Below are 22,542 nucleotides of genomic sequence, written 5' to 3'. Positions count from 1 at the left end.
CCTCAGCCCTCCTTGCTCGGTGTGGTCCGCGACGCCTTCTCGGCGAGGCCGGAAGTGCCTTCGCGCCGTTCCAGTTCGGCCCAGACCCGGGCCGGGTCCAGCCCGGCAGCCGCCCACAGCACGGTCAGATGGTACAGCAGATCGGCGCTCTCCGACGCCAGGCCGTCGAGGTTGCCGCGTGCCGCCTCGATGACGGTCTCGACCGCCTCCTCGCCGACCTTCTGGGCCGCCTTGACCGGGCCGGCGGCCAGCAGCTTGGCGGTATAGCTGGAGGAAGGATCGCTGCCGCGCCGAGCCGCCACGGTCTCGGCCAGACGATCGAGGATGTGCTCGGTCGGGTTGCCGGTCGTCATCAGCGGCCCCCGCGCACCGGGATGCCGGCGGCGGCCAGCGTCGCCTTCGCTTCGGAGATCCGGTAGGTACCGAAGTGGAAGATCGAGGCGGCCAGGACGGCGCTGGCGTGACCCTCCAGAACCCCTTCGACCAGATGGTCGAGGGTACCGACTCCGCCCGAGGCGATCACCGGTACCGGTACCGCGTCGGCGATGGCGCGGGTCAGCGGCAGGTTGAAGCCCTGCTTGGTGCCGTCGCGGTCCATCGAGGTCAGCAGGATCTCCCCGGCGCCGTATTCCGCCATGCGCCGCGCCCATTCGACGGCGTCGAGGCCGGTGGCTTCGCGGCCGCCATGGGTGAAGATCTCGAAGCGGCCGGGCGCCGTCTGCTTGGCGTCGACCGCCACGGTGATGCACTGGCTGCCGAACTTCAGCGCGGCCTCGCGCACGAAATCCGGGTTCTTCACCGCCGCAGTGTTGATCGACACCTTGTCGGCGCCGGCCAGCAGCAGCTTGCGGATGTCATCGACCGTGCGGACCCCGCCGCCGACGGTCAGCGGCATGAAGCATCGCGCGGCGGTGCGGCCGACCACGTCGAAAATGGTGTCGCGGTTCTCATGGCTGGCGGTGATGTCGAGGAAGCACAGCTCGTCGGCGCCCTCGGCGTCGTACAGCGCGGCCTGCTCCACCGGGTCCCCGGCGTCCACCAGGTCGACGAAGTTGACGCCCTTGACGACGCGGCCGTCCTTGACGTCCAGGCAGGGGATGACACGGATCTTCAGCATCACGCGGCCTCGGCCAGCACGCGGGCGGCCTCCGCGGCGTCGACCCGGCCGTCATACAGCGCCCGGCCGACGATCGCGCCGGCCACACCGTCGCCGGCCAGCCCGGCAATGGCCTTCAGGTCGTCCAGCGACGCCACCCCGCCAGAGGCGATCACCGGGGTCGACAGACTGCGCGCCAGCGCTGCCGTTGCCGCCAGGTTGGGGCCCTGCAGGGCGCCGTCGCGGTCGATGTCGGTGAACACGATCGCTGCCACCCCGGCGTCCTCGAACTTCAGGGCCAGGTCCTCGGCGGTGATCTCGGCGGTCTCGGCCCAGCCTTCCACCGCGACCTTGCCGCCGCGGGCGTCAATGCCGACGGCGATCGCGCCGGGATGCGCGCGGCACGCCGCGATCACCAGTTCCGGGTCGCGCAAGGCCACGGTTCCCAGCACGACGCGGGAAACCCCGGCCTCCAGCCAGGCCTCGATGCCGGCGCGGTCGCGGATGCCGCCGCCGAGCTGCACCGGCACGTCGACGGCGGCCAGGATCGAGCGGACCGCGTCGCCGTTGACTGGGCGTCCGGCAAAGGCGCCATCCAGGTCGACCACGTGGACCCACGCACAGCCGGCGTCGCGGAACGCACGCGCCTGGGCGGCCGGATCGTCGTTGTAGACGGTGGCGGCAGCCATCTCGCCGCGCAGCAGGCGCACGCACTGCCCACCCTTGAGGTCGATCGCGGGATACAGGATCACGACGGCTTCTCCTGGGGTGCCGGGTTGGCCTCCGGCGCCAGCGGCGCCAGGTCCTTGTAGTAGAAATAGCCGCGCACATAGCGGTTGTTGGCGAACGCATAGTAGGGATGCTCGCCGAACTTGGCGTAGCCGAGGGTCTCGTACAGCCTGATGGCGGCGCGCTGGGTTTCGCGCACGTCCAGGTTCAGCACCCGGAACCCGGCGTCCCGGGCGTAGCGTTCGGCGATCTCGATCAGCTGCCGCGCCAGGCCATGGCCGCGCGACCAGGGCGCCAGGAAGTTGGTGGTCAGGTTGCAGGCGAAGCCCTGCGCCTCGTTGTTGCGCGGCGGCTTGTGGATCTGGCAGGAGCCGGCGATCACCCCGTCCAGCCGGGCAACGAACAGCACCCGTTCCGGGATCAGCAACACGCCCTTCCAATAGGCTTCCAGGGTGTGGCGCGGCGGCGGCTGCAGCCAGCCGAATCCGCCGCCGTCGCGGATCGCCGCCTCGGCGGCGTCGCACAGGTCGTGCAGATCGTTGCTGTTCAGCGCCTCCGCCTGCTCGACCGTCGGTACCGGCGGCACGGCCGGCTCCGGCGGCCGGCCGGCCCTGGGCACATCCTTGTCGGTTCCGTCCGTCATGGCCGCCATCCGAGGAAATTGGCGATCAGCCGCAGTCCCGTCGCCTGGCTCTTCTCAGGGTGGAACTGCGTGCCGATCAGGTTGTCGCGCGCCACCACGGCGGTCACCGGCCCGCCATAGTCGACGGATGCGAGACGTTGCGAGGCATCGTGCATGGTCATTGCGTAGGAATGAACGAAATAGGCGTGATCGCCATCGGAGATCCCGGCAAGCACGGGGTGTGCGCTGCCAACCGATTCCAGGCGCAACTCGTTCCAACCCATGTGCGGAATCTTGCGCATCCGGCCGTCCGGCTCCGGCGCGGGCCGTATGATCTCAACGTCACCGTCGACCCAGCCCAGGCCGTCGGACGTCACATGCTCGTATCCGGCCTTCGCCATCAGCTGCATGCCGACGCAGATGCCGATGAACGGGACCCCGTCTCCCAGAACCCGCGTCGTCAGTGCCTCGACCATGCCATCGACCGCGTGCAGGCCGCGTCGGCATTCGGCGAACGCCCCGACACCGGGCAGCACGATGCGATCGGCGGTGCGCACGGCTTTCGGGTCGTCGGTTACCGTGATCCGGGTATGGGCCCCGGACTCGCGGGCCGCCCGCTCGAACGCGTTGGCGGCCGACCGCAGATTGCCCGAGCCGTAATCGATGATCGCCGTGATGCTCATCGTGATCGCCTGGTTCGTCGTCCCGGATACGGGACGGGATCTGGTCGTTGCCAGTCAGTCGCTGCGCAATGCGCCCTTGGTGGACGGCACGGCGTCCGCCTTGCGCGGGTCGATCTCGACCGCTGCCCGCAGGGCGCGCGCCAAGCCCTTGTAGCAGGTCTCGACGATATGATGGGTGTTCTCGCCCTTCAGGCTGTCGACGTGCAGGGTGGCGCCGGCGGCCTGGGCAAACGCGCGGAACCACTCCTTGAACAGCTCGGTGTCCATGTCGCCGAGCTTCTGGGTCGGCATCGCCACGTCCCAGGACAGGTAGGGCCGGCCGGACAGGTCGAGCGCCACCCGGGTCAGCGCCTCGTCCATCGGCAGCAGGCACGAGCCGTAGCGGGCGATGCCCTTGCGTTCCCCAAGCGCGCGCGCCACCGCGGCGCCGACCACATAGCCGGAGTCCTCGGTGGTGTGGTGGAAGTCGATGTGCAGGTCGCCCTCGGCCCGCAGGGTCAGGTCGATCAGCGAATGCCGCGACAGCTGCTCGAGCATGTGGTCAAGGAAGCCGATGCCGGTCTTCACGTCATAGACGCCGGTACCATCCAGGTTGACGGTGCCGGAAATCCGGGTCTCGGCGGTGTTCCGCTCGACGGTCGCTGTGCGGGCCTGGCTCATGCCGGTCTCCTCGGCCGATCTCCTTGTGGAGAAGTCGGCGGACGTTTATCAGCGTCGGACGCGCGGCGCCAGCGTTTGGGAGGTGTTTCCGGCCAGTTTACCGAGGGCTGCCGGGTGGTCGACGACGACCGAGCTTGATCCCGGCCGTCCGATCCTTACATTCCGCGGACGCCTCAACGCCCGTCCCATGGACCGTGATGACCGATTCCTCAGACAACCGACACAGCATGACCTGGCACGGCACGACGATCCTGTCGGTGCGCAAGGACGGCCGGGTGGTGGTGGCCGGCGACGGCCAGGTGACCTTCGGCAACACCGTGATGAAGGCCGGCGCCCGCAAGGTGCGCCGCCTGGCCGGCGGCCAGGTGATTGCCGGTTTCGCCGGGGCCACGGCCGACGCCTTCACCCTGTTCGAGCGGCTCGAGGCCAAGCTTGAGCAGCATCCGGACCAGCTGATGCGGGCCTGCGTCGAACTGGCCAAGGATTGGCGCACCGACCGCTATCTGCGCCGGCTAGAGGCGATGATGGCGGTGGTCGATCCCGAGGTCTCGCTGATCCTGTCGGGAACCGGCGACGTGCTGGAGCCGGAGGACGGCCTGATCGGCATCGGCTCCGGCGGGGCGTTCGCGCTGTCGGCCGCCCGCGCCTTGGCCGACCGGCCTGACATGGACGCCGAGGCGATTGCCCGGCGCTCGATGGCGATTGCCGCCGAAATCTGCATCTACACCAACGACCGGGTTACCCTAGAGTCCCTATGACCGCATTTTCCCCCCGCGAAATCGTCTCCGAGCTTGACCGGTTCATCATCGGCCAGAACGACGCCAAGCGTGCCGTCGCCATCGCCCTGCGCAACCGCTGGCGCCGCCGGCAGCTGCCGGAGGCGCTGCGCCAGGAGATCCTGCCGAAGAACATCCTGATGATCGGCCCGACGGGCGTCGGCAAGACCGAGATCGCCCGTCGTCTGGCCCGGCTGGCCGAGGCGCCGTTCATCAAGATCGAGGCGACCAAGTTCACCGAGGTCGGCTATGTCGGACGCGACGTGGAGTCGATCGTGCGCGATCTGGTCGAAGTGTCGATCGGCATGACGCGCGAGCGCATGCGCCGCGAGGTCCACGCCAAGGCCGAACTGGCGGCCGAGGAGCGGGTGATCGATGCGCTGGTCGGCAACAACGCCAGCGCCGAGACCCGCCAGAAGTTCCGCAAGATGCTGCGTGAAGGCGCGCTCGCCGAACGCGAGATCGAGATCGAGCTGACCGGCGGCGGTGGATCGCCGGGGATGCCGACCTTCGAGTTGCCGGGGATGCCCGGCGCCCAGATGGGCATGGTCGATCTGAGCGAGATGCTCGGCAAGGCGTTCGGCGGCCAGAAGCGCAAGCGTCGGATGTCGGTGGCCGACTCCTACGACCTGCTGGTCAAGGAGGAGGCCGACAAGCTGCTGGACCAGGAACTGGTCACGCGCAACGCCATCGAAGCGGTCGAACAGAACGGCATCGTGTTCCTGGACGAGATCGACAAGATCGCCCGGTCGGAGCAGCGGGGCGGCGGTGACGTCAGCCGCGAGGGAGTGCAGCGCGACCTTCTGCCGCTGATCGAGGGCACGACGGTTGCCACCAAGCACGGGCCGGTGAAGACCGACTTCGTGCTGTTCATCGCTTCGGGGGCGTTCCACACCGCCAAGCCGTCGGACCTGCTGCCCGAACTGCAGGGCCGGTTGCCGATCCGGGTCGAGCTGCAGGCCCTGACCCGCAACGATTTCCGACGCATCCTGACCGAGCCGGAGGCCAGCCTGGTCACCCAGTACACCGCCCTGCTCGGCACCGAGGGGGTGACGCTGGAGTTCGCCGAGGACGCCATCGACGCGCTGGCCGATCTGGCGGTGGAGATCAACCGGACGGTCGAGAACATCGGCGCCCGGCGCCTGCACACGGTGCTGGAGAAGCTGCTTGAGGAAATCAGCTTCACGGCGTCCGACCGCACCGGCGAGTCGATCGTGATCGACGCCGACCTGGTGCGGACCCGCGTCGGCGAACTAGCCAAGAACGCCGATCTCAGCCGATTCATTCTCTGACGGACCGGATGTTGCGGCGACCTATCGGTCGGTGCTGATCGCGCTCACGGGTTGCCGGCCCTGGTGGATTGCCTGGCGCAGCGTGCGGGCCAGTTCAGCTTTTTCTTGCGCGTTCAGGAAGCGGGCGATCTCCAGGCTTCGGCCGTGCGAACGCAGCGTCAGGCGGCTGGCTCGGCGCGGCGGATCGTCCAACTCGACCGCCAGCCAGTAGGGCTGAAAGCGATAGCGGCGGCTGCGGCCGCGCGGATCGACCTGGGTGACCTCGAGGGTCGCCGGGGTGAGGGTTATGGTCTCGTAGGCGCGCCCGGCACGGTAGTTCATCCGGAACGCGACGTAGACCACCAGGACGTCGAGGCCGAGGAAGCCGACGACCGGCCACGCCCCGCTGAGGAAGAACACCATGCCGACGATGAACGAGCATCCGCAGAGCGCGGCCATCAGAACCATGAAGCCGGAGGAACTGAGGCTGCGGTGCGGATACATGACGACGTTCAGCAGGGAGGCCGCGTTGTCGTGCGACGGGGCATGGCCATCGGTTGCAGGGACGATCGGCGCGCTCATGGGTGCAGATATGGGACGGTTGCCGACGCCGGTCAAAGGCATTGCGGGATCCTGGAGTGACACTGTGCCGTCGGTCGGCGGCGTCGAACTCTGCTATGGTTCCGACCGGCACGATCCTTCGGCTCCCGGCTCCACAGGCACGAGACACCCAGCATGACCCGACGCATGACCAACGCCGCGGTGGAGGGGTTCTTCGCCGCCCTGGCGCTGTCGAATCCCGAGCCGGAAGGGGAACTGGACTGGACCAGCCCGTTCACGCTCCTGGTCGCGGTGGTGCTGTCGGCACAGGCAACCGATGTCGGGGTGAACAAGGCGACCCGGCGGCTGTTTCCGATTGCCGACACCCCGCAGAAGATGCTGGCCCTCGGCGAAGAGGGGGTGCGCCAGTGCATTAAGACCATCGGCCTGTTCAACGCCAAGGCCAAGAACGTGATCGCCCTGTCGGCCAGACTGATCGAGGAGCATGGCGGCGAGGTTCCGCGGGATCGCGCCGCCTTGGAAGCGCTTCCGGGCGTCGGTCGCAAGACCGCCAACGTGGTCTTGAACATCGCGTTCGGCGAACCGACGATCGCGGTCGATACCCACCTGTTCCGATTGGCCAACCGAACCGGCATGGCGTCGGGGAAGACCCCGCTTGCGGTGGAACAGGCGCTGCTCAAGCGTGTGCCGGCGCATTACATGCAGCACGCCCACCACTGGCTGATTCTGCATGGCCGCTATGTCTGCAAGGCCCGCAAGCCGGAATGCTGGCGCTGCGTTTCCCGGGCGTTCTGCAACTACCCGGACAAGACCCCGGCCGTCACGTAGCCGGCAATCAGCTTGTGACGTCGTGGCGCTGGCTGGCCAGCAGGTCGCCGAAACAGGTCCTGGCCTCGGCGGTACCGGCCAACCGGACACCCCGCACTTCATAGTGGACGAGGTGGAGGCCGCCGGCCGCCGGGTACCAGAACAGATCCATGACGCACCCGCCGGCGTGATACTGCCAGACCGTGGCACCGCCTTCGCGGCGGACATAATGCGGCATGCCGATCAGGTGGGCGACCGAGTCCGGACCGAGCGTCCGCAGGCGGTTCGGATCGCGCTCGGCTTCCGAAACCGGCGCGTGCGCCGGGGTTCCGGCCGCTGCGACGGCAGCCCGGGAAGCGTCTGGCGCTCCCGGACCGGTCGCGGTCACACACCCGGCGAGTGCCAGCGCTGCAATCCCTGCCGTCAGCACGCCGAGTGGTCGGGTCATTCGGTCCCCGTCGTCTTGATGTCTTTGACTTCCGCGGTGGTTTCCTCGAGCGGACCGGTATCGCCCTTGATCACGCCGCCCAGTTCAACCTCAAGCTGGCCAAACCGCACCGTTCCGATAATCCGCCCGGTGCCCTTGACGGTCAACTTCTCGCGGGCGGTCAGCGTGCCCTCGAACAGGCCGGCGATCACCGCCTCCTCGATCTGCACCTTGCCGCGGAAGGTTCCGGAATCGGTCACTTCCAGCATCTGGCTCTGCTCCAGTGTCGCCTCGACCGTTCCCTCGACCACCAGCACGTCGCACGCGGTGATCTCGCCGGACAGCGAGATGTCCTTGCCGACCAGGAGCCGCTTGCTCTCAATGTTCGAGCGCGGGGTTGGCCGCCGGGGCTGGCTGCTGGGAAGGTGGTCGGCCGCCGCTCGACGCGGGATCTCGGGCACGTAGCTGCCGGTCGAGGGCTTCGAAGAAGGCTGGGTCGACATGGTGGCGCCTTTCGCGTTGTCCGGGGAAGTGCTGTCGGGTGTGCCGTCGGATACCGGCGGAGCATTGCTGGACACCAGGGTCGGGCCCTTGGTGTCGCCTGACGGGTTATCGGATGTCCAACCGGTCGATCCCGAAGGATCGTTGCGCGTTGGGGATTCGATGGGTTTGCGACGCCCGAACATTGTTTATCTCCTATGGAAACCCGTCACCCTAACTCCCTGGAACACAGCTATTATCCTCGATTGGTGCAGAATCGCAACAGGTCAATGACGGATCGCTGATATTTCCTGATGGCCCGCTCCTTGCCGTCGCAGCCGCTCGTGCTCGTGCAGGGCCAGGGCGGTGGCCAGGACCGGGGTCGCAAGATTGAGGATCGGAATCGTAGCGACCACGGCGATCATCACGCCGCCGGCGAACAGAGCGCCTTGATTTTGCTGTCGAAACGCTTTCACCGCTGCCCGGTCCATGCGCCGGGTCGCGACCATCTCGGCGTACTCGCGTCCGAGCAGATAACCGTTCAATCCGTAGAACAGGACCAGATTGACCCCTGGAATCAGGTAGAGCGGCAGGGCCAGCAGATTCAGTCCGATCGAGACCCCGGCGAACCGCAAGGCGTCGGCGACGATCTCCGTTACCAACTGGTCACGCGCCGGGCCCAGGTCCGGATAGTGCCGGGCCTCGACCGCCTCGGCGACCCGGTCGGCGAACAGGCCGCTGATCACTTGCACCATGCCCGGAAAGAACAGGAAGGCGAGAATCACGGCCCCGACCGCGCCGACGACGCCGAGCAGCCCGTCGAGCCACGCGATGCCGGTGGCCTGCAGGGCGTCGATCCCGGCGCCGACCACCACCGAGATGAGGACGATCAGCGCCAGCGTGGCCAGCATGGCGGTCACCAGCACGCCGCGCAGCCGCGGGTCGCTCAACTGGCCCAAGGTCTTGGCGATGGACTGGAACACCCGAACCTCCGATGCGTCGCCGGTGCCACGTGTCCCGCGGAATAACCATGGCTGGGATTGCTCTGCAAGCGCGGCGGCTCGTGTCTTGGCGTTTCCGTGGCCCGGGTTCTCTTTCCCTGCCGGTGCCGTTAGATTGGCCGCGCCCGAGCGGGCGAACGATACCCGCTCCGGCAAGCCTGAAGTGTTGGAGGAGTGCATGCCCAAGAGTTTGGATGTCGTGGCGATCGGCAATGCCATCGTCGACGTGATCGCCCGGATCGACGAGGCGTTTCTGACCACCCACGGAGTCGAGCGCGGCGCCATGACGCTGATCGATGCCGAGCGCGCGCAGTCGCTGTACGCGGCGATGCCGCCGGGGGTCGAGGTGTCGGGCGGCTCGGCCGGCAACACCGCCGCCGGGCTGGCGGCGCTCGGTGGCCGTGCCGGCTACGTCGGCAAGGTCCGTGACGATGTCCTCGGCCAGGTGTTCAGTCACGACATCACCGCCCAGGGCGTGCGCTTCGATACGGCGCCGGCCATGGACGGCCCGCCGACCGCGCGCTGCCTGGTGTTGGTGACGCCGGACGCGCAGCGCTCGATGAACACCTATCTCGGCGCCTGCGTGAACCTGACGCCGGAAGACGTCGATCCGGCCGCGATCTCCGAAGCCCAGGTGGTCTATCTCGAAGGCTATCTCTGGGATCCGCCGCAGGCCAAGGAAGCCTTCCTTAAGGCAGCCAAGATCGCCCATGACTCCGGCGGTAAGGTCGCGCTCAGCCTGTCGGACCCGTTCTGCGTCGGCCGCCACCGCGCGGAGTTCCTGGAGCTGGTGCGCCACCACGTCGACATCCTGTTCGCCAACGAGCAGGAGATCGTCTCGCTGTTCGAGGCGAAGGACTTCGACGAAGCCCTGCAGAAGGTCCGCTTCGAGGTCGAGACCGCGGCCCTGACCCGCAGCGAGCGCGGCTCGGTCGTCGTGCACCGCGACGAGGTCCATATCCTTGATGCCGAGAAGGCGACGCGGGTCGTCGACACCACCGGGGCCGGCGACCTGTACGCCGCCGGCTTCCTGTACGGCTACACCCAGGGCCGGGACGCCGCGACCTGCGGGCGTCTGGGCGGGCTGTGCGCCGCCGAGATCATCTCGCACATCGGTGCCCGTCCCGAGGTGGACCTGAAGCAGCTGGTCGCGGCGCGGTTCGGCTGACGGCGATGGACACCAGCGCCTGGAAGACGGCGGTCAGCGATACGCTCACGCTGTATTTCAGGCGTCGGGTCCTGGTGGTCCTGTTGCTGGGCTTCTCCTCGGGCCTGCCCTTGCTGCTGTCGTTCTCGACCTTGAGCACCTGGATGCGCGAGGTCGGGGTCGACCTGACGACGATCGGGTTGTTCGGCCTGGTCGGCCTGCCCTACACGCTGAAGTTCGTGTGGGCGCCGGCCATGGACCGGCTGCCGCTGCCGCCGCTGACCCGGCTGCTGGGCCGCCGCCGTGGCTGGATGGTCGCCACCCAGCTGGCGCTGATCGTCACCCTCCTCGGCCTCGGCACCACCAATCCGCTGTCGAGCCCATGGCTGATGGCGTTGTTCGGCGTGCTGGTGGCGTTCTTCTCGGCGAGCCAGGACATCGTCATCGACGCCTACCGGATCGAGACCCTGGAGGAGACCGAGCAGGGCGCGGGCGCGGCCGCCTACGTGCTCGGCTACCGGGTCGGCATCCTGGCGGCCGGGGCCGGTGCGTTGCTGCTGGCCGATTCCCTTGGCTGGTTCCAGGCCTACGCGGTGATGGCTGGCCTGATGCTGGTCGGCCTCGTCACCATCCTGCTCAGCTCAGAGCCCGTGGTGGCCGGCGACGCGATCGCGCCTGCGGCTTCCGGCCCGGCGGATGCCGCGGGCAAGGTCGTGCGGTGGCTGCGCGAGGCGGTGGTGGCGCCGTTCGCCGAATTCCTGCGGCGACCCTGGGCGCTGCTGATCCTGCTGTTCATCCTGCTGTACAAGCTCGGCGACGCCTTCCTCGGGGCGATGACCAACCCGTTCTACATCGATGTAGGCTTCACCAAGACCGAGATCGCCGAGGTCACCAAGGTGTTCGGCCTGGTGGCGCTGCTGGCGGGACTGTTGATCGGCGGGGCGATGGTGCGCCGGCTCGGCCTGATGTGGGCCCTGCTGATCTGCGGCGTGCTGCAGGCCGCTTCCAACCTGGTGTTCGCGGCGCAGGCGGTTATCGGCAACGACGTCGGCATGCTGATCGTCACCATCGGCGTCGAGAACGCCACCGGCGGCATGGGAACCGCCGCCTTCATCGCCTACCTGTCGCGGCTGACCAACGTCGCCTTCACCGCCACGCAGTACGCGCTGCTGAGCTCATTCATGGCGTTCGGCCGCACCGTGCTGGCCTCGCCGTCCGGATGGGCGGCTGAGAATCTTGGGTGGGTCGAGTTCTTCATCGCCTCGACCGTGATCGCGGTGCCGGGACTGCTGCTGCTGCTGGTGCTGATGCGCCTGTTCCCGCCGAAAGCCGTGTCCGAGAAACCGGCATGAGCGGCGGGCAAGATCGCCTGGTTGCGGTCGAGGCCGATATCACCATGCTCGCGGTCGACGCCATCGTTAACGCTGCCAATTCCAGCCTGTTGGGCGGTGGCGGTGTCGACGGCGCGATCCATCGGGCTGCCGGACCGGAACTGTTGGGTGCATGTCGGGCGATCGGCGGATGTCCGACCGGAGAGGCCCGGATCACACCAGGGTTCAGGCTGCCGGCGCGCTGGGTCATACACGCGGTCGGTCCCGTGTGGCACGGCGGCGATCGCGGAGAATCGGCGCTGCTCGCCGGATGTTACAGCCATGCCCTGGTGTTGGCTGCCAATCACGGCGCGGAAACTGTGGCGTTCCCGGCGATTTCCACCGGTGTCTATCGCTATCCGATGGAGGCGGCGGCGCGGATTGCCGTCGCAACGGTTGTCGAAACGACTGCCCGCGAACCCCGCATCCGGCAGGTCACATTCTGCTGCTTCGACGCGGCGGCGCTTGGCGTCTACCAGCGGTGCCTGGCCCAGCTCACGCGATAGGGTCGGGTCAGGTCAGCGCGCCCGCAGCGTCGAGGGCGTAGCCGGCCGAGCGGACCGTGCGGATCACGTCGTCGTCCTGCTCGGCGTTCAGCGCCTTGCGCAGCCGGCGGATGTGCACGTCGACGGTGCGCGGCTCGACATAGACGTCCGGCCCCCACACCGTGTCGAGCAGCTGCTCGCGCGAGAACACCCGGCCGGGATGTTCCAGGAAATGCCGAAGCAGCCGGAACTCGGTCGGTCCCAGATGGATGTCGCGCTCGCTGCGCTTCACCCGGTGGGCCGCCAGGTCCATATGCAGGTCGCCGTAGTGCAGCATCTCGTCTTCGGTCGACGGCCGGGCCCGGCGCAGCACGGCGCGGACCCGGGCGATCAGCTCCGACGGGCTGAACGGCTTGGTCACGTAGTCGTCGGCGCCGGAGTTGAGGCCGCGCACCCGATCGCCCTCCTCGCCGCGCGCCGTCAGCATGATGATCGGCACGTTCTTGGTGTCGGGAATCCGGCGCAGGCGGCGGCAGACCTCGATGCCGGACAGCAGCGGCAGCATCCAGTCGAGCAAGATCAGGTCGGGTTTGCGCTCTGCGGCGACCAGCAGGGCCTCCTCGCCGTCCCCGGCGTCGGCTACCCGGAAGCCCTCGCGCTCCAGGTTGTAGCGCAGCAGCGTGACGATCGGGGCTTCGTCCTCGACGATCAGAATCAATGGCTTCATGGTCATCATCCTCGCGGGCGCAACGTCATCAAGGTGCCGCATCGGGCTCGGGCGGCTCGACGACCGCGTAGCTGGTGCGGTCGCCTTTGGGCCGCAGCCCCTCTAGGCGCGTGCCCATCTCCTGGAAATAGACGGTCTCGGCGATGTTGGTGGCGTGGTCGCCGATCCGCTCGATGTTCTTGGCGACGAACAGCAGGTGCGCGCACGGCGTGATGTTGCGCGGATCCTCCATCATGTAGGTCAGCAGCTCGCGGAACAGGCTGGTGTACATCTGGTCGATTTCCTGGTCCCGGTTCCAGGCCGCCACCGCCTTGTCGACGTTCGGCTCGGAGTAGGAGTCCAGGACGTCCTTGATCACCGAGTGGGTCAGGCGGCCCATCCGCACGATGCCGTTGATCGGTCCGACCTCCGGCAGCTGGGCCAGCGCCGAGGCGCGCTTGGCGACGTTGGTCGCGTAGTCGCCCATCCGCTCCAAATCGTGGGCGATCTTCAGGGCGGCGAGGATCGCCCGCAGGTCGAGCGCCACCGGCTGCCGCAGCGCCAGCATGCGCAACGTCAATGCCTCGATCTTGTCCTCCATGGCGTCGATCTCGGCGTCGGCTTCCTGGCAGCGCCTGGCCAGCGCGTCGTCGCGTCGGCCGAGGGCGGCGATGGCGTTCGCCATCTGCTGTTCGACCAGCCCGCCCATCTGCGCGATGACCGCGCGCATCTCGTCCAGTTCCTCGTCGAACTGCCGGACGATGTGTTGATCAGCCATGGTTTGCGTCCTTGCTTGCGCGACGTGGGGCAGCCGGCTCAGCCGAAGCGGCCGGTGATGTAGCCCTGCGTGCGGCTGTCCTTGGGGTTGGTGAAGATCTGCTCGGTGTTGCCGACCTCCACCAGGTCGCCCAGGTGGAAGAACGCGGTGCGCTGCGACACCCGGGCGGCCTGCTGCATGGAGTGAGTGACGATCACGATGGTGAAGTTCTCGCGCAGCTCGTCGATCAGCTCCTCGATCCGGGCGGTGGCGATCGGATCCAAGGCCGAGCAGGGCTCGTCCATCAGGATGACTTCCGGGTTCACCGCAATCGCCCGGGCGATGCACAGGCGCTGCTGCTGTCCGCCGGACAGGCCGGTGCCGGGCTGGTCGAGGCGGTCGTGCACCTCCTTCAGCAATCCGGCCCGCTCCAGGCTCTGGCGCACGATGTCGTCGATATCGCCCTTGTTGTGGGCCAGACCGTGGATTCGCGGGCCGTAATCCACGTTGTCGTAGATCGACTTCGGAAACGGGTTCGGCTTCTGGAACACCATGCCGACGCGGGCCCGCAGCTGGACCACATCCAGGGCCGGATCGTAGATGTCGGCCTCGTCGAGCGTGATGTCACCGATCACGCGGCAGGAGTCGATGACGTCGTTCATGCGGTTCAGGCAGCGCAGGAACGTCGACTTGCCGCAGCCGGACGGTCCGATCAGGGCCGTGACCTCGTTCTCGTTGATGTCGAGGTCGACGTGCTTCAGCGCGTGCTTGTCGCCGTAGTAGACGTTGACGTCGCGGGCCTTGATCTTTACCGCCGCCGCGGTCGCCGGACGCGGATCACCGCCGCTTGGATCACCGGTCGGGGCGACTGGCGTGGCGGCTGGAGCCGCCGCTGTCGCCTGGTTCGTGTTGGACATCATGGTCTCCCTTACCAGCGACGTTCGAAACGCTTGCGCAACAACACCGCGACCGCGTTCATGAGCACAAGGAACCCGAGCAGCACCAGGATCGCTGCCGACGTCCGTTCGACGAAGGCCCGCTCCGGGCTGTCCGCCCACAGATAGATCTGCACCGGCAGGACCGTCGACGGATCGGTGAAGCCCTGCGGAATGTCGACGATGAACGCCACCATGCCGATCATCAACAGCGGCGCGGTCTCGCCGAGCGCCTGCGCCATGCCGATGATGGTGCCGGTCAGGATGCCGGGCATCGCCAGCGGCAGGACGTGGTGGGTGACCACCTGCAGCGGGGATGCGCCAAGGCCGAAGGCCGCCTCGCGGATCGACGGCGGCACCGCCTTCAGTGCCGAGCGGCTGGCGATGATGATGGTCGGCAGGGTCATGAGCGCCAGCACCAGGCCACCGACCAGCGGCGCCGAGCGCGGCAGGCCGAAGAAGTTCAGGAACACCGCCAATCCGAGTAGGCCGAACACGATCGACGGCACGGCGGCGAGGTTGTTGATGTTGACCTCGATCACGTCGGTCAGGCGGTTGCGGGGGGCGAACTCCTCCAGATAGACCGCGGCCATCACACCGATCGGGAACGACACCAGCAGGGTTACGGTCATCGTCAGGATCGAGCCGACCAGGGCGCCGTAGATGCCGGCTTCGACCGGCTCCCGGCTGTCGCCGGAGGTGAACAGGTCGATGTTGAAGCGGGATTCGATCCGCCCGGCCTTGTCGAGGGCGTCATACCACCCGAGTTCGGTGTCCGAGACGCGGCGGTCCGCCTCCACCACGTCGCGCCGGATGTGGCCCTTGGCAAGGCTGTCGAGGTCGTCGGAAAGCTTGACCCACACCGCGCGGCGCTGGCCGACCAGCGAGGGGTCGTCGAGCACCATGCGGCGCAGTGCGAAATCGGCGTTGGTCGATACGATTCCATAGAGCTGCCGACGCAGGCGCCGGTCACCGGCCGCCTCCGGGAACTGCTCCTTGAGCGAATCGCGGACCAGCGACAGGTAGTCGGCGCGTTCAAGCTCGTGACGGTCGACCGGACCGCCGTCGGGGTTGAGCACACCCTCGGCGAAGGTGACCGTGATCTGGACATAGGTCTGCCAGAATGCCGAGTGGCCTTTCTGCCAGATGCTGCCGACCAGCAGCAGGAGCATCAATCCGGCGACCGCGATGCTGGCCAGCCCGTACAGCCGGAACCGGCGCTCGGCGGCGTAGCGGCGGCGCAGATGCGGACCGGACAGCACCGGCCGTCGGATCGGCGAAGCCTCCGGTGGCGTGGCCTCCGGGGTGGGAATGGCGGCGTCAGTCATATTTTTCCCGATACTTCCGGACCACGCCGAGCGCGATCACGTTGAGAGCGAGGGTGATGACGAACAGCATCAGGCCGAGCGCGAAGGCCGACAGGGTCTTGGCGCTGTCGAACTCCTGGTCGCCGACCAGCAGGGTGACGATCTGCACGGTGACGGTGGTGACCGCCTCGAGCGGGTTGATCGTCAGGTTCGCCGCCAGTCCGGCTGCCATGACCACGATCATGGTCTCGCCGATCGCCCGGCTGACCGCCAGCAGGATGGCGCCGACGATACCCGGGAGGGCGGCCGGAATGATCACGCTGGTGATGGTTTCGGAGCGGGTGGCCCCCAGCGCGTAGGAACCATCGCGCAGCGACTGCGGTACCGCGTTGATCACGTCGTCGGACAGCGATGACACGAACGGAATGATCATGATGCCCATGACCACGCCGGCCGCCAGCGCGCTCTCCGACGAGACGCTGAGGCCGATGGCCTCGCCCCAGCCGCGGATCGCCGGGGCGACGGTCAGGGCGGCGAAGAAGCCGTAGACCACGGTCGGGATGCCGGCCAGGATCTCCAGCATCGGCTTGGCGATCGCGCGGAACCGCGGGTCGGCATACTCGGCCATGTAGATCGCCGACATCAGACCGACCGGCGCGGCGACCATCATGGCAATGAAGGTGATGAGCATGGTGCCGGCGATCAGCGGCACCGCGCCGAACGCGCCCGACGAGCCGACCTGGTCGGCGCGCAGCGCGGTCTGCGGGCTCCAGTCCAGTCCGAACAGGAAGTCCCAGACCGGCACCTTGGTGAAGAACCGCCAGCTCTCGAACACCAGCGACAGCACGATGCCGAGGGTGGTCAGGATGGCGATCATCGACGACAGGATCAGGATGATGTGAATGATCCGCTCGACCGAGTTCCGGGCGCGCAGGCCGGGGGCGATCCGGCGCTGTGCCAGAACCAGTCCGCCGGTGCCGGCGATGGCACAGCTCACGGCCATGAGCACGAAGCCGATGGCCCGCAGGCTGTTGAGCTGCGCGGCCGCGGCCTCGATGACCGGATTGTCCTTCTGGCTCGCGATGTTGCCCGACGCGGTGTTGCGGATGTCGTTCAGCAGCAGGCCCACACGGTCCGCGGCCAGGCCGTCCAGCGTGCCGGAGGGCAGGGCGCCCAGCACGATCCATTCGATGACCCGCGGCTCGATCACCAGCCAGAGGACCAGTACCAGCAACGCCGGAATGGCGACCCAGAACGCCACGTACAGCCCGTGGTAGCTCGGCAGGGAATGCAGCGGGGTGATGCCGCGCGCCAGCACCAGCGAGCGGCCGCGACCCGTCATGTAGCCGATCAGCGCCAGCCCGGTGAGGGCGAGGATCACGATCATGGTCTGCATAACGGCTCCCCACTCGATGCCCCCGATCGGGGATGGCATTGGTCCGGATCGGCGTGACCTGCGGTGTCAGGTCGTTGGCACGGCGTCTAATGTCAAAAATAAAACTTGAAGAAGCGAATGACGCGGCGTCGAGAGGCTGTTGGTCGTCAGGGTCCGAAACGGCTCCGGCGGCCGGTTTCCCGGCCGCCGGCAATCCGTTCAGCGATCAGAGCACCAGCTTGGTCAGGTTGGCGCCGGCTGATTCATACTTCTTGCGGTCGGCTTCCGGCAGCGGGATCAGACCCTTGTCGGTCAGGTAACCTTCCTGCCCGGCAGCCTTGGTGCTGGTGAACTCGGCCACGTACTCCTGGATGCCCGGGATGACACCGACGTGGGCGTTCTTCACGTAGAAGAACAGCGAGCGCGAGACCGGATAGGCGCCGTCGGCGATCTTCTCGAAGGTCGGGTTGTTGCCCTCGACGGTCGAGCCCTGGATCTTGTCGGCGTTCTGGTCAAGGAACGAGAAGCCGAAGATGCCGAGCGCGGCCGGGTTGGCTTCGAGCTTCTGGACGATCAGGTTGTCGTTCTCGCCCGCTTCGATGAACTTGCCGTCTTCGCGCATCGAGCCGTAGACCTGCTTGAACTTCTTGCTGTCGGACTTCTTCAGGTCCTTCAGGAACGCGATGTTCTCGGCGGCGTGCTCCATGACCAGCTCCACGAACGCGTCGCGGGTACCGGACGTCGGCGGCGGGCCGAGCACTTCGATCGGCTCGTCCGGCAGGGACTTGTCGATCTGCGACCACTTCGTATAGGGGTTGGCGACCAGCTTGCCGTCGACCGGGATTTCCTTGGCCAGCGCCAGGAAGATCTGCTCACGGGTCAGTTCGTAGTGCTTCGCCTTCTTGGAGTTGGCGAGCACGATCCCGTCGAAGCCGACCTTGATCTCGGTGATCTCGGCCACGCCATTGCTGGCGCACAGCTCGACTTCGGACTTCTTGATCCGACGCGACGAGTTGGTGATGTCCGGATGCTCGGTGCCGACACCTTGGCAGAACAGCTTCAGGCCGCCGCCGGAGCCGGTCGATTCGATCACCGGAGTCTTGTAGCTCGTCGCCTTGCCGAAGTTCTCGGCGACGACGGTGGCGAACGGAAACACGGTGGACGACCCGACGATGCGGATCTGATCGCGTGCCTCGGCCTGCGCGGCCATCGCGATAACGCCAAGGGCAGCGATCGCAGCCACTTTACCGAAAGAAGACGTCATGTGGGTCCTCCAGTCTCTCGCTTGGGAGGTTCAGGGTGCGCCACGGGACCCCAGCTGGTCCGCTCTGGCAGGCGGACGTTTACCGGCCAGGCCACAAAGAATTTAAGTCAGATCGATGAAAGTTTTATGACGGCCCGGACGATCGGGTCGGGCACCGTGGAATCCCTACGCGGCGGTCGCGTCCCGCGACGGCGACGTCGGCTCGCCGACCGGCACGTAGACGGTGAACACGCTACCCTCGCCCGGTGTCGATTGGATGGTGAGGGTGCCGCGGTGGCGGCTGACGATGTGCTTGACGATCGCCAGACCCAGGCCGGTCCCGCCGAGGTCGCGCGAGCGGGCGGCGTCGACCCGGTAGAACCGTTCGGTCAGACGCGGGATGTGCTCGGCCGGAATGCCGTCGCCGCGGTCGCGCACGGCGATCGCCACGGCCTTGCCGGACGGTCCGCCGGGATAGCTGGCGGGCACCCGGTCGGCCCGGCGGGCCGCCACCGTTATCTCGGTTCCCGGTTTGCCGTACTTGATGGCGTTGTCGAGCAGGTTCTGCACCACCTGGGTCAGCTCGTCGGCGGCGCCGACCACCTGGGGCAGGGTGGCGTCGACCTCCAGGCCGACCCGCATGTCCTTGCGTCGCGCTTCCAGATCGAGCGTGGCCTTCACGCTGTTCAGCATCGGTTCCAGGTCAACCCGCTCCGACGGCGGTTTGTGTTCGCTGATCTCGATCCGCGACAGCGACAGCAGGTCCTGGACCAGCCGGCTCATCCGGTTGCCCTGGACCTTCATGATCTCCAGGAAGCGGTCGCGAGCCTCGGCATCGTCGCGGGCCGGCCCCTGCAGCGTCTCGATGAACCCGAGCAGGGTGGACAGCGGGGTGCGCAGTTCGTGGCTGACGTTGGCGACGAAATCGACCCGCATCTGCTCGGTCCGGCGGATGGCCGACAGGTCGACGAACAGCATCAGCGCCGATGCGTCCTCCGGCTCCGGTTCCATCAGCGCCTCGATGCGCACGTTGAACACCCGCTCGACCGGAGCGGCGAGTGCGATCTCGACGTCGCCGCCCGGCTCCCCGGCAAGCACCCGCCGCACGGTGGCCAGGATTCCGGGATGGCGGATCACGGTGCTCAGGTCCCGGCCGACGATCTGCTGTCCGAACTGCCGGCGCGCCTCGCGGTTGGCCAGGGCGACCCGGCTGCGCGGGTCGATCAGCAGCAGAGGATCGGGAATCGACTCGATGACCAGTTCGCGGGACTCCGAGTGCTGGCGGCTTCGCTCGACCCACTCGAGGGTGTGGCGGTCGGCACGCTCGAGCGCCAGCATGAGTTCGCCCACCGGCCCGACTTCGCCGACCGAACTGAGCGCGCCACGGCGGTCGGCCATGGCGGTCCACGGATTGTCCGCCGCGGAACGCTCTTCCAGATGCCGGCGCAACACGGCCAGATCGGCATAGTGACGGCGCACCAGCAGGAAGGTCGCGATCGCGATCGCCGCGATCGCCGCCAGCCCGTGCCAGCGTTCCAACCAGCCGGTTGCGACCAGACCGAGCAGTACGACTGCGGTCGGTACCATCAGAATGGCAGTGGCGCGGGCCGCGGCCATCCGTACCGGGATGCCGACGGGTCGCGGACTGTCGCCGTGGCCGTCGCCCGGAAACACCGGCGTCGAACGGTCTTCGGTCATGGGCCTCCCCAATTCCGTGCCTGACCGCCCGTCGCCGATGTCACCGGCGGTGGCAATCAGGCGATGATCGCCTCATGGGCGGCGATGGCGGCGGCGTTCACGATATCGGACACGGCGGCCCCCATCTGGACGATCTGGACCGGTTTCTCCAGGCCCATGATGATCGGTCCGATAACCGAACCGCCGGCGAAACGTTGCAGCAGCTTGTACGAGATGTTGGCCGAATGCAGCGCCGGCATCACCAGCACGTTGGCCGGCCCGGTCAGGCGGCAGAACGGGTACAGCTTGCGCACCTCCGGATCGAGCGCCACGTCGGCCGACATTTCGCCGTCGTACTCGAAGTCGACCTCCCGCGAGTCCAGGACGTCGACCGCCGAGCGGATCCGCATGGCCTTCTCGCGCATCGGGTTGCCGAAGTTCGAGAACGACAGCAGCGCCACCCGCGGCTCGTGCCCGAAGGTCCGGGCCTTGGCGGCCGCCTGGCAGGCGATGTCGGCCAACTGCTCGGGGGTGGGCAGTTCGTGCACGTTGGTGTCGGCGATGAACACGGTTCGTCCGCGCACGATCACCATGGTCAGCGCCATCAGCAACTCGTTCGGACGCTCGTCGATGACGCGCGTGATGTCGTCGATGGCGACGCCGAAGCTCCGGGTCAGGCCGGTGACCATCGCGTCGGCGTCGCCGGTCGCCACCATGCAGGCGGCGAAGACATTGCGGTCCTGGTTGACCATTCGCTGGCAATCCCGTTGCAGCGCGCCCTTCCGTTGCAGACGGTTGTACAGGAACTCTATGTACTTTTGATTGAAGCGGGACAGCCGGGCGTTGTGAATCTCCAGCTGCTCGGCGCCGACGATGCCCATCTCGACGATCTTGTCGCGGATCCGCTCCTCGCGGCCGATCAGGATCGGGATGCCATAGCCGCCGCCGGCGAAGGCAACGGCGGCGCGGATGGTCTTTTCTTCCTCGCCTTCCGCGAACACAACGCGTTGCGGAGTCTTGCGGATGGTGTCGAGGATCATCTGCAGGCTGGCGGCGGATGGGTCGAGCCGCCCGCTGAGCGAGGCGCGGTAGGCATCCATGTCCTCGATCGGCTTGCGGGCGACGCCGGTGTCCATGGCGGCCTGCGCGACTGCCGCCGAGACATGGACGATCAGCCGGGGGTCGAACGGCGCCGGGATGATGTACTCGCGTCCGTAATGCAGCCGACGGCCGGAGTAGGCGGCGTCGACCTCGTCCGGCACGTCCTGGCGGGCGAGTTCGGCGAGCGCATTGGCCGCCGCGATCTTCATCGCCTCGTTGATCTCCGACGCCCGAACGTCGAGCGCACCGCGGAAGATGTAGGGGAAGCCCAGGACGTTGTTGACCTGGTTCGGGTAGTCGGAGCGGCCGGTGGCGATGATCGCGTCGTCGCGCACCGACATCACGTCCTCCGGGGTGATCTCCGGATCCGGATTGGCCATGGCGAAGATGATCGGCTGCGGCCCCATGGACTTCACCATGTCGGTCGTGACCGCCCCCTTGGCCGACAGGCCGAAGAACACGTCGGCGCCTTCCAGCGCCTCCGCCAGGGTGCGCCTGTCGGTGACGGCGGCGTGCGCCGACTTCCACTGGTTCATGCCCTGCTCGCGGCCCTGGTAGATGACCCCGCGGGTATCGCACATGATGACATGGTCATGGGGCATGCCCATGGCCTTCAGCAGCTCGATGCAGGCGATGGCCGCCGCCCCGGCGCCGTTCACCACCAGCTTGCTCTCGCGCAGGTCGCGCCCGGTCAGCTGCAGGGCGTTGATCAGGCCGGCGGCGGCAATGATCGCCGTGCCGTGCTGGTCGTCGTGGAACACCGGGATGTCCAGCAGCTCCTTCAGCCGCTGCTCGATGATGAAGCACTCCGGCGCCTTGATGTCTTCCAGGTTGATGCCGCCGAAAGTCTGGCCCAGGAAGCGCACGCAGTTGACGAACTCGTCGACGTCGCGGGTGTCGACCTCCAGGTCCAGGCCGTCGACGTCGGCGAAGCGCTTGAACAGCACCGCCTTGCCTTCCATGACCGGCTTGGAGGCCAGGGCGCCGATGTCGCCGAGGCCCAGCACCGCGGTCCCGTTGGAGATCACCGCGACCAGGTTGCCGCGGCTGGTGTAGTCGTAGGCCTTGGCCGGATCCTTCTCGATCTCCAGGCACGGAACCGCCACACCGGGCGAGTATGCAAGCGACAGCTCGCGCTGCGTCGTCAACGGCTTGGTCGGGGTGATCTCGATCTTGCCGGGCCGTCCGCTGGAGTGAAACAGCAGGGCATCGCGGGCCATCGTGCTCTTGTCGTTGTCCATGTCGCTCCTTGCGGTCGGCCCGATCCGGACCGGATCGGGCGACGTTCCCTCGCGGCGTCGTTGCGCGCCTCTGCATTAACCGTAG

At 67.5% G+C, this 22,542-nt stretch carries 24 protein-coding genes; 6 read left to right on the top strand and 18 right to left on the bottom strand.

Features of this window, described 5'->3' with window-relative positions:
- Positions 1-2: 2 nt before the first annotated feature.
- From RIC54_RS04380 to hisB, 6 genes are read right to left on the bottom strand one after another with little or no spacing between them, the layout of a single operon-like run.
- Positions 3-353: a phosphoribosyl-ATP diphosphatase gene (locus RIC54_RS04380; protein WP_350098321.1), complete on the bottom strand. Its 351-nt coding sequence runs from the start codon at positions 351-353 to the stop codon at positions 3-5.
- A complete protein-coding gene (gene hisF / locus RIC54_RS04375) occupies positions 353-1,117 on the bottom strand; it encodes an imidazole glycerol phosphate synthase subunit HisF (RefSeq protein WP_350098320.1) in 765 nt (254 codons plus the stop codon). Before hisF ends, RIC54_RS04380 begins: the two co-directional genes overlap by 1 nt.
- A complete protein-coding gene (gene hisA / locus RIC54_RS04370) occupies positions 1,117-1,848 on the bottom strand; it encodes a 1-(5-phosphoribosyl)-5-[(5-phosphoribosylamino)methylideneamino]imidazole-4-carboxamide isomerase (RefSeq protein ID WP_350098319.1) in 732 nt (243 codons plus the stop codon). Before hisA ends, hisF begins: the two co-directional genes overlap by 1 nt.
- Complete coding sequence (locus tag RIC54_RS04365) at positions 1,845-2,468, bottom strand: GNAT family N-acetyltransferase (protein ID WP_350098318.1); 624 nt, start codon at positions 2,466-2,468, stop codon at positions 1,845-1,847. The genes hisA and RIC54_RS04365 overlap by 4 nt, the downstream gene beginning before the upstream one ends.
- Positions 2,465-3,130, bottom strand: coding sequence for an imidazole glycerol phosphate synthase subunit HisH (gene hisH, locus RIC54_RS04360; RefSeq protein ID WP_350098317.1), 666 nt, complete (start codon positions 3,128-3,130; stop codon positions 2,465-2,467). The genes RIC54_RS04365 and hisH overlap by 4 nt, the downstream gene beginning before the upstream one ends.
- 54 nt (positions 3,131-3,184) lie before the next feature.
- The gene (gene hisB / locus RIC54_RS04355) at positions 3,185-3,790 is read right to left on the bottom strand and encodes an imidazoleglycerol-phosphate dehydratase HisB (protein ID WP_350098316.1); all 606 of its coding nucleotides are present in this window, start codon (positions 3,788-3,790) and stop codon (positions 3,185-3,187) included.
- A gap of 197 nt (positions 3,791-3,987) precedes the next feature.
- On the opposite strand from hisB, the gene hslV reads away from it, so the two are divergent.
- Both hslV and hslU read left to right on the top strand, forming a co-directional pair.
- On the top strand, positions 3,988-4,548 hold the full coding sequence (gene hslV / locus RIC54_RS04350) for an ATP-dependent protease subunit HslV (protein ID WP_350098315.1): 561 nt from the start codon (positions 3,988-3,990) through the stop codon (positions 4,546-4,548).
- Positions 4,545-5,858 carry an ATP-dependent protease ATPase subunit HslU gene (gene hslU, locus RIC54_RS04345; RefSeq protein ID WP_350098314.1) on the top strand — a complete coding sequence of 438 codons (1,314 nt, stop codon included), beginning with the start codon at positions 4,545-4,547 and terminating at the stop codon, positions 5,856-5,858. The genes hslV and hslU overlap by 4 nt, the downstream gene beginning before the upstream one ends.
- A gap of 21 nt (positions 5,859-5,879) precedes the next feature.
- Here hslU and RIC54_RS04340 read toward each other — a convergent pair whose 3' ends face one another.
- Positions 5,880-6,455: a DUF2244 domain-containing protein gene (locus RIC54_RS04340; protein ID WP_350150584.1), complete on the bottom strand. Its 576-nt coding sequence runs from the start codon at positions 6,453-6,455 to the stop codon at positions 5,880-5,882.
- A gap of 129 nt (positions 6,456-6,584) precedes the next feature.
- On the opposite strand from RIC54_RS04340, the gene nth reads away from it, so the two are divergent.
- Positions 6,585-7,226, top strand: a complete 642-nt coding sequence (gene nth, locus RIC54_RS04335) for an endonuclease III (protein ID WP_350098408.1) — start codon at positions 6,585-6,587, stop codon at positions 7,224-7,226.
- 7 nt (positions 7,227-7,233) lie between these two features.
- Here nth and RIC54_RS04330 read toward each other — a convergent pair whose 3' ends face one another.
- From RIC54_RS04330 to RIC54_RS04320, 3 genes are all read right to left on the bottom strand, one after another.
- Entirely contained in the window at positions 7,234-7,653 is a 420-nt protein-coding gene (locus tag RIC54_RS04330) for a hypothetical protein (protein WP_350098312.1), read from the bottom strand.
- Positions 7,650-8,318: a bactofilin family protein gene (locus RIC54_RS04325; protein ID WP_350098311.1), complete on the bottom strand. Its 669-nt coding sequence runs from the start codon at positions 8,316-8,318 to the stop codon at positions 7,650-7,652. The genes RIC54_RS04330 and RIC54_RS04325 overlap by 4 nt, the downstream gene beginning before the upstream one ends.
- Positions 8,319-8,399: 81 nt before the next feature.
- Positions 8,400-9,095 carry an EI24 domain-containing protein gene (locus tag RIC54_RS04320; RefSeq protein WP_350098310.1) on the bottom strand — a complete coding sequence of 232 codons (696 nt, stop codon included), beginning with the start codon at positions 9,093-9,095 and terminating at the stop codon, positions 8,400-8,402.
- Positions 9,096-9,291: 196 nt separating this feature from the next.
- On the opposite strand from RIC54_RS04320, the gene RIC54_RS04315 reads away from it, so the two are divergent.
- From RIC54_RS04315 to RIC54_RS04305, 3 genes are read left to right on the top strand one after another with little or no spacing between them, the layout of a single operon-like run.
- Entirely contained in the window at positions 9,292-10,281 is a 990-nt protein-coding gene (locus RIC54_RS04315; protein ID WP_350098309.1) for an adenosine kinase, read from the top strand.
- A 5-nt stretch (positions 10,282-10,286) separates the two neighbouring features.
- Complete coding sequence (locus tag RIC54_RS04310) at positions 10,287-11,612, top strand: AmpG family muropeptide MFS transporter (protein WP_350098308.1); 1,326 nt, start codon at positions 10,287-10,289, stop codon at positions 11,610-11,612.
- Complete coding sequence (locus RIC54_RS04305) at positions 11,609-12,136, top strand: O-acetyl-ADP-ribose deacetylase (RefSeq protein WP_350098307.1); 528 nt, start codon at positions 11,609-11,611, stop codon at positions 12,134-12,136. Before RIC54_RS04310 ends, RIC54_RS04305 begins: the two co-directional genes overlap by 4 nt.
- Positions 12,137-12,143: 7 nt before the next feature.
- Here the strand turns inward: RIC54_RS04305 and phoB are convergent, their stop codons facing one another.
- The 8 genes from phoB to RIC54_RS04265 form a co-directional block, all read right to left on the bottom strand.
- Positions 12,144-12,842 carry a phosphate regulon transcriptional regulator PhoB gene (gene phoB / locus RIC54_RS04300; protein ID WP_350098306.1) on the bottom strand — a complete coding sequence of 233 codons (699 nt, stop codon included), beginning with the start codon at positions 12,840-12,842 and terminating at the stop codon, positions 12,144-12,146.
- Between the two features lie 28 nt (positions 12,843-12,870).
- The gene (gene phoU / locus RIC54_RS04295) at positions 12,871-13,599 is read right to left on the bottom strand and encodes a phosphate signaling complex protein PhoU (RefSeq protein WP_350098305.1); all 729 of its coding nucleotides are present in this window, start codon (positions 13,597-13,599) and stop codon (positions 12,871-12,873) included.
- 38 nt (positions 13,600-13,637) lie between these two features.
- Positions 13,638-14,495 (bottom strand): phosphate ABC transporter ATP-binding protein PstB, encoded by an 858-nt coding sequence (gene pstB, locus RIC54_RS04290; protein ID WP_502990166.1) that lies wholly within the window; start codon positions 14,493-14,495, stop codon positions 13,638-13,640.
- An 11-nt stretch (positions 14,496-14,506) separates the two neighbouring features.
- Positions 14,507-15,841: a phosphate ABC transporter permease PstA gene (gene pstA, locus RIC54_RS04285; RefSeq protein ID WP_350098303.1), complete on the bottom strand. Its 1,335-nt coding sequence runs from the start codon at positions 15,839-15,841 to the stop codon at positions 14,507-14,509.
- Positions 15,834-17,216 carry a phosphate ABC transporter permease subunit PstC gene (pstC, locus tag RIC54_RS04280; RefSeq protein ID WP_350098302.1) on the bottom strand — a complete coding sequence of 461 codons (1,383 nt, stop codon included), beginning with the start codon at positions 17,214-17,216 and terminating at the stop codon, positions 15,834-15,836. Before pstC ends, pstA begins: the two co-directional genes overlap by 8 nt.
- Positions 17,217-17,421: 205 nt before the next feature.
- Positions 17,422-18,459 (bottom strand): PstS family phosphate ABC transporter substrate-binding protein, encoded by a 1,038-nt coding sequence (locus tag RIC54_RS04275; RefSeq protein WP_350098301.1) that lies wholly within the window; start codon positions 18,457-18,459, stop codon positions 17,422-17,424.
- 165 nt (positions 18,460-18,624) lie between these two features.
- The gene (locus tag RIC54_RS04270) at positions 18,625-20,136 is read right to left on the bottom strand and encodes an ATP-binding protein (RefSeq protein ID WP_350098300.1); all 1,512 of its coding nucleotides are present in this window, start codon (positions 20,134-20,136) and stop codon (positions 18,625-18,627) included.
- A 56-nt stretch (positions 20,137-20,192) separates the two neighbouring features.
- On the bottom strand, positions 20,193-22,457 hold the full coding sequence (locus tag RIC54_RS04265) for an NADP-dependent malic enzyme (protein WP_350098299.1): 2,265 nt from the start codon (positions 22,455-22,457) through the stop codon (positions 20,193-20,195).
- Positions 22,458-22,542: the final 85 nt, after the last annotated feature.

The organism is Thalassobaculum sp., assembly GCF_040219215.1.
Classification (GTDB): Bacteria; Pseudomonadota; Alphaproteobacteria; order Thalassobaculales; family Thalassobaculaceae; genus Thalassobaculum_A.
Note: the sequence above shows the minus strand (reverse complement) of the source record. Positions and strands in the feature narration are given on the sequence as shown.